Source organism: Parafrankia sp. BMG5.11 (assembly GCF_004337455.1).
Genome location: NZ_SJXI01000067.1, coordinates 22,808 through 35,863, shown reverse-complemented (window position 1 = coordinate 35,863; position 13,056 = coordinate 22,808). Strand labels below are relative to the sequence as shown.

At 74.0% G+C, this 13,056-nt stretch carries 6 protein-coding genes; all 6 read left to right on the top strand.

Translation table 11 applies throughout. From position 1 onward, the window contains the following. The first annotated feature begins 620 nt into the window (after positions 1 to 620). The 6 genes from E0504_RS37040 to E0504_RS37015 all read left to right on the top strand — a co-directional run bounded on the left by E0504_RS37040 (position 621) and on the right by E0504_RS37015 (position 12,805). On the top strand, positions 621 to 1,196 hold the full coding sequence (locus tag E0504_RS37040) for a TerD family protein (protein ID WP_020458691.1): 576 nt from the start codon (positions 621 to 623) through the stop codon (positions 1,194 to 1,196). A 402-nt stretch (positions 1,197 to 1,598) separates the two neighbouring features. Then, positions 1,599 to 2,801, top strand: coding sequence for a DUF475 domain-containing protein (locus E0504_RS37035; RefSeq protein WP_071065999.1), 1,203 nt, complete (start codon positions 1,599 to 1,601; stop codon positions 2,799 to 2,801). Positions 2,802 to 2,897: 96 nt separating this feature from the next. Beyond that, positions 2,898 to 3,578, top strand: a complete 681-nt coding sequence (locus tag E0504_RS37030) for a Tellurium resistance (RefSeq protein ID WP_112109412.1) — start codon at positions 2,898 to 2,900, stop codon at positions 3,576 to 3,578. Between the two features lie 166 nt (positions 3,579 to 3,744). Beyond that, positions 3,745 to 6,666: a hypothetical protein gene (locus E0504_RS52620; RefSeq protein ID WP_243657789.1), complete on the top strand. Its 2,922-nt coding sequence runs from the start codon at positions 3,745 to 3,747 to the stop codon at positions 6,664 to 6,666. Between the two features lie 214 nt (positions 6,667 to 6,880). Next, positions 6,881 to 8,623 carry an Hsp70 family protein gene (locus E0504_RS37020; protein WP_112109413.1) on the top strand — a complete coding sequence of 581 codons (1,743 nt, stop codon included), beginning with the start codon at positions 6,881 to 6,883 and terminating at the stop codon, positions 8,621 to 8,623. Positions 8,624 to 8,755: 132 nt separating this feature from the next. Then, complete coding sequence (locus E0504_RS37015; protein WP_131626769.1) at positions 8,756 to 12,805, top strand: zinc ribbon domain-containing protein; 4,050 nt, start codon at positions 8,756 to 8,758, stop codon at positions 12,803 to 12,805. The last annotated feature ends 251 nt before the right edge of the window (positions 12,806 to 13,056 follow it).

Genomic DNA, 13,056 nt, shown 5'->3' with positions numbered 1-13,056 from the left:
GGACGGGTCGCTGCGCCGGTCTGGGAGCCTCGATGGCGCTCGTTTCTGACGGTGTGCCCACCACATCGCCCGCCGCACGTCGAGTTCGGGCGATGTGTCGTTTGGGTGACAGTGGCCCCTGGGGTGGTGAGCCTTTGGTGGTGGCACGCTCGGTGATCTGGGAACCTCGTCGCGCGCTCGTTCGTCCCGCTGAACACAGAACTGCAGAACACCGAGTTCCGATCGACCCGGGCGCCGGGCGGGCGGAGCACGGCCCGGCCACGGCGGCCGGAGGGTACGGCCGCCGGGGCGGTCGCCCTCGGGCGAAGTGGCGGTGCGGGTGGCTGCCGGCAACTGCCCGGGGGCACGCGTCGCTGCCGGGCAGGTCCCGCCGGCTCGCGCGCGGCTGGACATGTGACGCAGGTGACCAGACCGGGCCCGCGAGGGTCCGAGGCGGACACACCGGACCCGCGAGGGCCCGGGGCGTGATGTGTGACGCAGTACGCTGCCGGCGCCCGGACCCCTGGGCGGCCGGGGGCGGCGCGCCGCCCCCGGCGCGACCACCGCGCGCGGGCGACAGCGCCGGGCCGGCCGGGAAGCCGGCCCGGCGAGCATCCGACAACACCGAACCTGGAGGAGCAGTGGGAGTCAGCCTCAGCAAGGGCGGCAACGTGTCGCTGACCAAGGAGGCGCCCGGTCTCACGAACATCATCGTCGGTCTCGGCTGGGACGTGCGGACGACCACCGGCGCCGACTTCGACCTGGACGCCAGCGCGATCGCGTGCCGGGCGGACGGCAAGGTGGTCTCGGACGGGCACTTCATCTTCTTCAACAACCTGAAGAGCCCGGAAGGCGCGATCGAGCACCAGGGCGACAACCTCACCGGTGAGGGCGAGGGGGACGACGAGAAGATCAACGTCGACCTGGCGGGCCTCCCGACCGAGATCGACAAGATCGTCTTTCCGGTCTCCATCTACGACGCGGACTCGCGCTCGCAGAGCTTCGGGCAGGTGCGAAACGCGTTCATCCGCGTGGTGAACGCCGCCGGCCAGGCCGAGATCGCGCGCTACGACCTCACCGAGGACGCCTCGACCGAGACCGCCATGGTCTTCGGCGAGGTCTACCGGCACGGGGCGGAGTGGAAGTTCCGCGCGGTCGGCCAGGGCTACGCCTCCGGCCTCGCGGGAATCGCCCGTGACTACGGGGTGAACGTCTGACGGTTCGCGTCCGCGTGCGCGACATCACCCCGGGACGACTTGGTCCCGGGGTGATCCTCGGCGTTGGCGCTGACCCCGGCATCGACTCCGGCTCCGCCGGCGGGCCCCGGCCGGGAGCTCGAGCGGGTCACGGGCCGGCCCCCTGCGACGCGTCCGCGCCGATGGATCCAGCCGTGTACGGACGGTGGGGAAGGTGGGTGCCTGTCGGGTTTCGGTCGTGCCGAGTGACCCGTACCTGGCTACGATTCGCTCGACCGCGGGACCTACACCGCCCGGTGAGCTGGACGCAGCGGTCGGCGACAGTGTGTGACGTTGTGTGTGGTGGGTTCCGTACGGACCGCGGAGCTCGTCCGTAAACGCCTGTCGAAGCACTGTGAGCCGGTCCGGGAGGTGTTTCAAGGAGTGCACGCACTTCGAATTTTCGGCTGGTCCCTCGCCATCACGGTGATCGGGGTCGCGGGGGCTGGTGTGATCGGCGGCGGCGACGCCGCGGCGATCGTCGCCATCCTCGCCGTCCTCGAGATCAGCCTCTCGTTCGACAACGCGGTCATCAACGCGACGATCCTGCGCCGGATGAGCGAGTTCTGGCAGCGCATCTTCCTCAGCGTCGGCATCATCATCGCCGTGTTCGGGATGCGGCTGCTGTTCCCGATCGTGATCGTGTCGCTGACGGCGCATCTCAGCCCGGTGGACGTCTTCGACCTGGCGCTGAACCACGAGGAGGAGTACGGGGCCCGGCTGCACGACGCGCACCCCTCGATCGCCGCCTTCGGCGGGATCTTCCTTTTTATGATCTTCCTTGACTTCATGTTCGACCCGGAGCGCGAGATCCAGTGGATCAAGCGCATCGAGGAGCCGTTCCGCCGGGCCGGCCAGCTCGACGTCGTGTCCGTCGTGCTGGGGCTCGTCGCGTTGCTGGTCGTGGGGGAGGCATTCTCCGGCGACCACACCCAGCAGGTGCTGACGGCGGGGGTCGCCGGTCTCGCCACCTATCTGGGTGTCCGCGGGCTGGGCGAGTTCTTCGAGGCCCGCGGAATCGGCGCGGACGACGACGAGGACGACGAGGACGAGAAGGCCGGGGTCGACGGCTCGGCAGCGGGGAAGACCACGGCACCCGGTCGCACCACGGGAACCTCGGACGTGGTCCTCGCGACCGGCCGGGCCGCCTTCTTCCTGTTCCTCTACCTCGAGGTGATCGACGCGTCGTTCTCGTTCGACGGCGTCGTCGGGGCGTTCGCCATCTCGCAGAACATCTTCATCATCGCGGCCGGCCTGGGTATCGGCGCCATGTACATCAGGTCGATCACGGTGTACCTCGTCCGGCGCGGGACACTGGGCGAGTACATCTACCTGGAGCACGGAGCGCACTACGCGATCGGCGCGCTCGCCGTCATCCTGGCGGTCTCGATCGAGACCGAGGTGCACGAGATCGTCACCGGGCTGATCGGTGTGGCGTTCATCGGGCTGGCCCTGCTGTCCTCGATCCGCCACCGCTCGAAGGAGCGGCAGGAGAACCTCGACGGCGGGGACGACGCGGCCGCGGGTGACCAGTCCGGGGACGCCGGCGATCCCGAGAGCGCGCCGGTCGTCGGCACCCGGAGCTGACGTCACCACCGACCACCACCCACCACCTATCTCACCGCCGACCACCCCACCGCCGTCACCCACTGCCATCACCCACCGACCGCAAGGGAGCGGAACATGGGCATCGACTACAGCAAACGACCCGCCGCACCGGCGGCGGGGCCGCCGGTGTCACTGAGCAAGGTCACGCTGACCAAGTCCACGCCGACCGTGTCGCTGAGCAAGCAGGGTGGCGGCGGGCGGCTGCACGTCAACCTGAACTGGAACCAGACCGGGACCGGCGGCGGCGGCGGGGGTAAGGGCGGCTTCCTCAAGCGGGTGCTCAGCGCCGGCAGTGGCGGCATCGACCTCGACCTGGCCTGCCTGTTCGAGCTGGCGGACGGCCGTTCCGGCGTGGTCCAGGCGCTCGGCAACGCCTTCGGCTCGTTCGACAACCCGCCGTACGTCAACCTCGACGCCGACGACCGGACCGGGGCCGCAACCGGCGGTGAGAACCTGCACGTCAACCTCGCCCGGATCGGTGAGATCCGTCGCCTGCTGGTCTTCGCCTTCATCTACGAGGGCGTGGCCTCCTTCGACCAGGCCGACGCCGTGGTGACGCTGACCCCGGCCCAGGGCGCGCCGATCGAGGTCCGCCTCGACGAGCGGGCCGGCGGCGCCCGGATGTGCGCGATCGCGCTGCTGACGAACACCGGTGGTGACTTCTCCGTCAGCCGGGAGGTCCGGTATGTCAGCGGACACCGCGAGCTGGACAAGGCGTACTCGTGGGGCCTGGACTGGACCGCTGGCCGCAAGTGACCGGTCACCGCGGCCCGTCCCGCGGTGCGAGGGGCGGACCCGGAGTTGAGTGGAACGCCGGAACCGGGCAGGCTGTCCGCAGTAGCCGGGAATCAGTCGTGATCAGGGCCCACGCACCGGGATGACCCGTCCGTTGCCGCCGCCTGACGGGGAGGGGCGTTACTCCATGTTCCAGCCACGGCGTTCCTCCCGGTCGGGCCGCTCCGGCGGCCCGGGTGAGGCGGGCGAGGGCCGGGGCGGCGCCGGTGGTTACCGCTGGTTCGCCCCTGAGGACCTGCCCGGCGAGGAGCTGCCCGACACCCGGGAGCAGGGTGAGGACGATCGGGGCGAGCCCCGGTCGGACGGGCCGGAGCGGACGTCCGCCTGGTACGACACGGACGACGGCACCGACCCGGGCGACGGGGAGTACCTCCGTCCCAGGGGCTACGTGTCACGGCTGCCGGGCGGCCGGTCGGGGCGCGAGCGCTCCGACTCCGGTGGCGCGGGCGCGCCGGCCGGGGGCGGTCGCGGATTCGCCCCGGACACCTACGAGCGCGCCGGGTACGGCCCACCGGACCGCGGCGAGGGAGATCCGGAGGCGGGCTACCGCTCCGCCTACCCGGACGAGGCCTACGGCGACCCCGGGTACGCCGGCGGCGGGTACGAGGAGAGCACGTACGAGTCCGGGCCGGAGGGCGAGGACCGGTACGCGGGCGACGGCTACCGGCGGCCCGAGACCGCCGACGGCGAGTACGACCGCGGTCCCGGGTACCCGGGCGGGCCGCGGTACGCGGGCGGTGACGGGTTCGCCGACGCTCCCGGCTTCCCCGGTGAGGCGGTTTTCACAGGCGAGGCGGACTACATCCGCGGTGGCGAGCCCCCGCTCCCGCGCCGGACCAGCTACAACGCCGCTCGCGGCTATCCCGACGACGGCGGCTACCGGGGCGAGCCCCGGTACGCCGGGGACGGCGGCGGTGCCGCGGCGTATGCCGGCACGCCGGGATACGCCCGCGACCCGGAGTTCGTCCCGGACGGCCCCGGTACGCCGGAGTACGTCGCCGAGGCCGATTACCCGGCCGGTGCGCAGTACTCCGGCGACGCCGAGTATTCCGGTGACGTGCGGTTCACTGAAGGTGACGCGCGGTTCGTGGGGGAGGCGCGGTACCCGGACGACCCGCGGTTCTCAAACGACTCCCAGTTCTCGGACGACCCGCGGTTCTCGGGCGACTCCCAGTTCTCGGGAGATGCGGAGTACCCGAGGGACACGACGTTCGCCGGTGACGAGGAGTACTCGGGGGACGGCCCGCGTGCCGGTGGCGAGGGCTACCCGGATGCCGCGCCGTACGCCCGCGGGTCCGACCGGTACGAACGCGAGGGCGACTTCCCCGACGGCCCGGCATACCGGCGCGACGCCGCCTACGCCGGTGGCGCCGACTACACCGATGATGCGGGCTACGCGGGTGGCGCCGCCTACGAGGCGAAGGCCGATGCCGGCCGCGGCACCGCTTTCGCGCCCGGCGGCGGAACCGGCTACGGCGGGGACACCGGCTACTCCGGCGACGGTGAGTACACAGCCGCCGCCGGCTACGACGGAGCCGGCGATCGCGGCGGTGCCGAGCTGCCGCCGATGCCCGCGCAGAAGATTGATTTCTTCCGGCGCTACGTGCGCCAGTCGACCGAGCCCGCCGGCATGCCGGACGCCCCGGCCGGGGACGGCGGGGACTCGACGGGGGCCCGTCCCGCCAGCCGTCGGGACGAGTTCGACCTGCTCGACTACGAGATCCTCGGCGGGAGCGCGTCCGACCGGCATGCCGGGGACGCCCCCGCCGGCCGCGTCCCCGGCCAGCTCGACGACGCCGGGGACCCGATCGGGAACTACCCGGCAGCGGAGCACGCCTTCGCCGCGCGGGACCGGGTGGACGTCCTCGTGCCGGGTGACCTCCCGACACCGGGTGGCCACCTGGCGGACGACGCCGTGGCGGCCGGCGATGTCGTGGCGACAGGCGACGTCGTGGCGGGCGACATCGTGCCGGGCAGTGTTGTGCCGGACAATGCCGCGGCGGGCGATAGCGCGGCGGGCAAGGTCGTGGCGGGCGAGGTCGTGGCGTCCGGCGAGCTGCTGGAGCCCGACGACGTCGTCGCGTCCGGTGATCTGTCGGCCTCCGATGATGTTGTGGCGTTCGATGACCTCCTGACGGGAGACGATCTCCTGACAGGAGACGAGGCAGGCACCGGCAGGACGGCGGACGGGGCCGGCGCGCAGGCGCTGGGCGCACCACCGCCGGGCACCGGCCTCGGCCTCGGTTTCGAGCGGGGGCCGTTCGACGGCACCGGCCGGCCGGCCGACGCGGACGTGATCGACGGATCGGGCGCGGACGCCGTGCCCGCGCAGACCATGCCGGCGGGCACCGTTCCGGCCGGCACCGTTCCGGCCGGCGCTGGGTCAGCCGGCGCTGGGCCGGCGGGCGCCGTTTCGGTGGGTGCCGGGGTCGTGCCGTCCGCCGCGGTCCCGGTGGGCCTGGCGGTGGGGGACACCGATGGCCCGGCCGTGACCGGCGCGGTCCCGTCGGACGAGGCCCCGCCGGCCGCCGCCGTGGACGGCGCTTTGAACGGAGCCGTCATGAACGGAGCCGGAGTGGACGTGTCCGCCGCGGCGCTGGTCGACCGGCAGGTGCTGGAACGCCTCGCCGATCGGGTGGACGAGCTCGTCCGCCTGCGCCGCCACGACGCCGAGCTGGTCGACCGCCTGCACGCGGAGAACGGCCGGCTGCGCGGCGGTGAGCTGACCGAGGCGATGACCCCGCTGCTGCGCGGGCTGGTCCGGCTGTACGACCAGATGAGCAGCCTCGGTGCCGAGGACGCCCAGAGCGTCGCCGGGATCCTGCGCAAGCAGCTGCTCCAGATCCTGGACCTGGCCGCGGACGTCCGTCCCTACGCGCCGGCGGCCGGCGACCCGTTCGATCCGGGGCGGTCGCTGGGGGTCCGCCGGGTCGGCACCGACGATCCGGCGCTGGAGGGAACGGTCGCCCGGACGGTTCGTCCCGGCTTCGTCCGCGGGGAGTCCATGGTCGTCCGACCTGCCGAGACCGAGGTCTACCGGGCCTTCTGACCAGGCGTCCCGACCGGGCGTTCCGGCGGGGTGGGACGGCCCGGGGGACGGCCGGCTCCGACGGCCCGGCACGCGCGCGTCATCATCATGAGGCAGATGCCGGCGCGCACGCCGCCGGCGGCGGAGCCGGTGGCACGTAAGCCGGCCGGGTGGGGGCGTCGCCGGTCGTGGTCTGCCGGCCGCAGCAGTCGTCAGGTGAAGGGAAGATCAGACGGTGGCAGGCACCAAGGTGTTCGGAATCGACCTGGGCACCACCTACTCGTGTATCGCCCAGGTCGACGAGTACGGCCGCCCGGACGTGATCCGCAACATCGAGTCACAGCCGACGACCCCCTCGGTGGTCCTCTTCGACGGCGTGGCCGCCGGTGGCCCGGGCGGCGCGGAAGGCGGCACGGCCGGCACGGCAGGGGCGGTGGCCGGTGCGTCCGGCGGCGGTGGCTCGACGTCGTTCGTGGTCGGCACCCAGGCCAAGCGTCAGGCGCGCATCCGCCCGGACGACGTCGCGCGGCTCGTCAAGCGGCACATGGGCGCCTCGGACTGGCGGTTCGTGGCGTACGACGTCGAGTACAGCGCCGCGTCGGTGTCCAGCCTGGTGCTCAAGGCACTGGCCGCGGACGCGCAGCGGGCGACCGGGACCCCGGTGACGGACGTGGTCATCACCGTCCCGGCCTACTTCGGTGACGAGGAGCGCAAGGCGACCAAGCTCGCCGGCGAGCTCGCCGGCCTCAACGTCGTCGACATCATCAACGAGCCGACCGCGGCGGCGTTCGCCTACGGGTTCGCCCAGGACGGCCAGTCCACCTCGACGGTGCTCGTCTACGACCTCGGCGGCGGCACGTTCGACACGACGGTGATCCGGCTCAGCGAGAACGACATCACCGTGGTGGCCACGGACGGCGACCACGAGCTCGGCGGCGCCGACTGGGACAACGAGATCGTCCGCTACCTGGCGCAGAAGTTCGTCCAGGAGCAGCCGGACGCCGGTGACCCGCTCGACGACGTCCACGACGAGCAGGAGCTGCTCACCGCGGCCGAGGACGCCAAGCTCGCGCTGTCCGGGCGGGAGAGCGTGGACGTCCTGGTGATGCACGGCGGGCGACGGAGCAGCGTGCCGGTGACCCGGGCGACGCTGGAGGAGATCACCGGGCCGCTGCTGCAGCGCACGATCGACCTCACCGGCGCGGTCCTGCAGCGGGCCAAGGAGAAGGGCGTCGACAAGATCGACCTCTGTCTCCTCGTCGGCGGGATGAGCAAGCTGCCCGCGGTCGCCCGCCGGCTGGGGGAGACCTTCGGGCTCACCTGCCGGCTGGTCGACCCGGACCTCGCCGTCGCCAAGGGCGCGGCGGTCTACGGGCAGAAGAAGGCGCTGGAGCGCGAGGTCCGCGCGGAGCTGGTGGCCAGCGGACGGCTGCGTCCGGACCAGCAGCTCGACGCGGCCGCGACCGGTGACCTTGAGGTCGCCGCCGCCGCGAGCGCGTCCGCCGCCGGGCTGACGACCTCGTCGGTGGTCGACCTCGTGCGCACCCGCGTGACGGATGTCACCTCGCGTGGCTTCGGGATCTTCGCGGAAGATCGCGGCAGCGCGGTGGCGGCATTTCTGGCCCACCAGAACGACGCCCTGCCGATCCAGGTGAAGCGCACGTTCTACACGATCTCCGACGACCAGTCCGAGGTCGACATCCGGGTCTTCGAGCAGGGCACCGGCGTCGAGTCGACGCGCATCGAGGACAACAAGGTGATCGTGGCCGGCGCGATCAGTGGCATCCCGGCCGGTCATCCCCGCGGGACACCGGTCGAGGTCACCTTCGAGATGGGCCGGGACCAGACCATCCAGGTCACCGCCACCCATGTGGGCGCCTCCGAGCCGCTTGTCCTGCGGGTCAAGGCCGGGGTCGGCAGCGAGAGCATGAAGACCGAGGAATCGGCCAAGGTCAATCTCCTCAAGCAACGGAACTGATCTCCGTCGGGGCGGCGGTGGTGCTCGCGGGGATGAGCACCACCGTGACCGCGGCCCGAGCCGAGATCCGTACCCTCGACCTGGAGCGGGTGTGCCCGGGCGTGCGGGCGGTGGCGGAACGAGGGTGAAACGGTGAGCGCGGCGTTCGACGGCAGCGGCTACCGGCGACGGGTCCTGGCGCCGCTGCGTGCCCGGACCCCGGTGGACACGGCCGACCCCTACCTGGTCGCGGACCTTGATCCGCTGCTCGAGCACACCGACTCCGAGGTCGCCGCGCAGCTCGCCCGGGTGATGGCGTTCCTGCAGCGTGAGCGCAACTCGGCGAAGTACGCGGCGCTGGCCACCGAGCTGGTGCGCCGCCGCGGCGAGTGGGAGGCGCCGCTGCTCGACGGCGACGCCCGGGCCCGCCTGCGGCACACCGTCCTCGATGCCCGGCGCAACGGCGACGCCGAGCGGCTCGCCAAGGTCGACGGCTACCTCGTCACACTGCGTGATCGTTTTGGTGGCATCCCGGCCTCCAGGGTCGCCGGCCTGCGCCGCCTCGCGGCCGCGGCCGGGGTGACCGGGGCCGAGTTCGACGCCCGGCTGGGCCGCGAGGTCATCATCGCGGACGGCGGCGGCGCCGGCGTCGAGGCGCTCGCCCCCGAGGTCCGCAGCCAGATCCGGCAGCGGCTGGAGGACCTGCGCGTCCTGCGCGGCGGAGACCGGGCCGGCACCGCCTCCCTGTGGGACTTCCTCGGTCTGCCGCCCGACGCCGGGCCGGACCGCATCCGCTCCGCCTGGGAGGCGGTGGCGGCCGGCAACGCCCGGCGCCCGCACGACCGCGAGAAGACGCTGACGGCCGACCTGCTGGCCATGGTGCGCTCCCGGCTGGTCGAGAGTGACCCGGCGGCGTACACCGCGGGTCTGCTCGCCGATGTCGCAGACGAGCTCCGCCCGATCGTCGAGGAGCACGTCGTGCTCGACGGCGAGCTGACGGCGGTCGCCTACGAGGGGCTCGTCCGGGCCGCCCTGGCCGCCGGCCGCGGGCTGGGCGCCGAGCAGGCGAAGACGGTCATCCTGGGCATCGCCCGCAACCTGGGCGCCGCGGTCAGCACCGGCGGCGCCGTCGACTACGTGCTGTGCCCCGGCTGTGGACGTCCCGAGCCGGTCGGCGGCTCGCGGACCTGCCGGTACTGCGACGCGGGGCTCTACACCACCTGCCCCGGGTGCGCCTCGCTCACCGAGGCCGCCGCCGTGACCTGCCGGCGCTGCGGGTACAGCCTGCGCCAGGTCCGGGCCGCCGGCGACGCGCTCGCCGCCGTGCGCCAGGCGCTGGAGGCCGGCCGCCCCCGCGAGGCGAGCGACGGCCTCGCCCGGGTGCGCGCGGCCGTCGCGGCCGCCGGCTCGGGGGCCGGCAACGGGACGGCGGAGGCCGCCGACGAGCTGGAGTCGCTCGTCCGGGCCGGGCTCGGCGCCGCCGAGGCGGGCTGGCGGGCACTGGCGGAGGAACGCTCCACCCTGCGCTCCGACGCCGCGGTGGAACGCGCCCGCTGGCTGGTCGCCCGCGCGGCGGACGTCCCCGGGCCGGACGGCCGCCCGCCGGCCGAGGTGCTCGGCGAGCTGACCGCGCAACAGGCCGTCATCCGGCGCCGGGTCGAGGCCGCCCGCGGCCTGCCGTCCGAGCAGCAGGAGGCCGCGCTGGTCGCCGTGCTCGCCACCGCCGTCGACAGCGCGGACGCGCTGCGCGCTCTCGCTGCTCTGCCGCTGCAGCCACCGACCGATCTGACCTCCGTGCTGGCCGACGACGCGGTCCTGCTGCGCTGGCGGCCGTCCGCCTCGGCCGGCCCGGTCACCTACCGGGTGGAGCGGGTCGCCGTCGACCCCGGCTCCGGGCAGCTCACCCGGCGCGGCCTGGGCACCACCAGCTCCACCGAGCTCGCCGACGCGGGCGCCCCACCGTGGACGCCGGTCCGGCACGAGGTGACCGCGCTCTCCGGCGAGCGGCGCTCCCGGCCGGTCAGCACCGCGCCGGTCATCGCCGTGCGGGACGTCGCCGACCTACGGGCCGAGGCGACCCCGACCGGGGTCCGCCTCACCTGGCGGCCGAGCGGGCCGTCCGACACCGTGACGATCGAGCGCACGGTCGATCCCGACTCGTCGGTCTCCGCCCCGCCGCGCCGGGCCCGGGTGACCGGCGGGAGTTTCCTCGACTCCGACGTGCTGCCCGGTGTGGGCTACCGCTACCGCGTGTTCGTCGAGTACACCGACGTCGACGGCAGCGCCGCCCGCACCTCGGGGTCGCGGGCCGAATTCGGCCTGCTCACCCGGCCGCGACCGGTCACCGACCTGGTCGTCGGCGCCGAGGACGGGCAGGTCGCCCTGCGGTGGACGCCGCGTTCCGGGGCCGAGGTGCGGGTCTACGCGACGGCCGTCCCCCCGTCCGGCGGCGCCGTCGGCGCTCTCCACCCGGGTGGTCCCGGTGCGGACGGGTCGGGCTCCGGTGCGAACGGGGCCGGTGGGTATGGCGTGGGTGCGTACGGTGCCGGTGGGCACGGTTCCGGTGGGCACGGCACCGGGGTGCTTGGCGCCGGCGCGGTGTCGGTCGGGGCGGGGGAGTTCGGGCGGGGGCCCGAGCCGAGCTCCGGCCCGCTGGCGCTGCTGGGCGGCGAGGGCGCCGAGGTCCCGCTCGCCGCGCTGACACCACCGCTGCGACTGGTCGGCGCGAGCCGGCAGGGCCACCTGCGGGACGCGGCGGTCCCGCTTGCTCCCGGCACCGGCGAGCTGATCTACACCCCGGTCACGGTCGTCGGTGGTCTCGGTGTGCTCGGCCGCTCGGCTCCGCACCGCTTCCCGGTGGTGACGCATGACGTCTCCGAGTTCACCACCGGCATCGCCGACTTCCCGACCGGCAACGGTGGTCACGGTCCCGGCAACGGTGGTCACGATCCCGCCAGCGCCGGGCTCGGTCCCGCGCAGTCCGCCCCGCCGGGCCACGGGGGTACCGCTCCCGGCCATGGCGGTGGCCCGCCGGCCGGTGGGCCACCACTGCCCGCGGTGTCCGCGGACGCCCGGCCGGTCATGATCGACGTCATGCCGTCCCCGGAGACCGTCCGGGCGCCCGGGGGCGCTCCGCTCGTAGCTCCCGTACCTGTCGGTCCGTCGTCCCCAGGTGGTCCGGCGTCTCCGGTCGGTCCGGCGTCTCCGGTCGGTCCGCCTGTATCGGGTGTCCTGCCGTCCCCGGGCGTTTCGCCGGTGACCGGCGCCCAACCCTTTCCCGGCGGCCAGCCGTTCACGGGTGCCCCGCCGCTTTCGGGTGCGCAGCCGCTTTCGGGTGCGCAGCCCGCTCCCGGCGTGTCGCCGGTGCCGGGCCCTCCGCCGGCGACAGGTGCCCTTCCGATCCCCGGCGGTCCGGCGGGGCCCGGCGGGCCGAGCGCCGGAGGCGGCGCGCCGGGGACTGGCGGGGGCCCTGTGGGCCCGCCGACGGTGGGAATGCCGCTGCCCGAGGCGTCGGACGAGTCCGGGGCGGACCAGCGTCCGGGACACGAGGAGTGGTCAGCCGCCGGCCCGCGGCCCGCGGCTGACCCGGTTGGCATGCCGGACCCGATGGGCATGCCGGACCCGATGGGCGCCGCCGCACCCGGGTCGGGACCGGCGGCCGCCACGTCCGGGGCGCACCCCGGCATGGGGACGGGTCCGGCGACGCCCGACGTCGGCGTGCACCCCGTGGCGCCGGCCGGTCCCGGCGCACCCGGCCCCGGCACGCTCGCCGCGCCGCCCCCCGCACCCGCCCAGACCCAGGGCCACGCCCTGGTTCCCGGGCCGCCCGCGCCGTTCGGTTCTCCGGCCCAGCTCCAGCCGCCGGTGCCGGTGCCACCGCCGGCGGAGCTGACGTCCGTCACCTATTCGGTGTCGAAGGCGGGGTGGCGCCGGCGGACCCTGCGCGTCCAGGTGCGGGCGACCGGGCCGGCCCCCCGGCTGGTGCTGTTGGCGCGGCCCGGCGAGGAGCCGCCCGGGTCGCCGGCCGAGGGACAGGTGCTGGCCGAGTTGCAGCCGGCTCCGAGCTCGGGGTCGTGGACCATGGAGGTCACCCTCGAGGGGGCGCAGCTCCCGTGGGGGGTCCGGCTCCTGCCGGTGGTCACGCCGGGTGCTCCGGCGGTGTGGATCGACCATCCTGAGGACCCGATGCTCGTCGTCCGCTGAGCGTCCCCGCGGACGAGGGCCCTGGTCTCGCCCGCCACCCGCGGGGCGGTGGCGGGCGATTGCGACGGTCGCGTGCGCTCCGACCTGCTTGGTGACAACCAGCCGCGCTGTCACCGCCGTCCTCGTGTGTTCCGGACGAACCGTGAACTCTTTCGCTGTTCGCCCGTCGTTGTGAGCAGGATCGCCAAAGATGATCGGATTGTTGTGTATCCGTTACTTTGGCTGTCGTGTTATGGATGGTATTCGCCGTG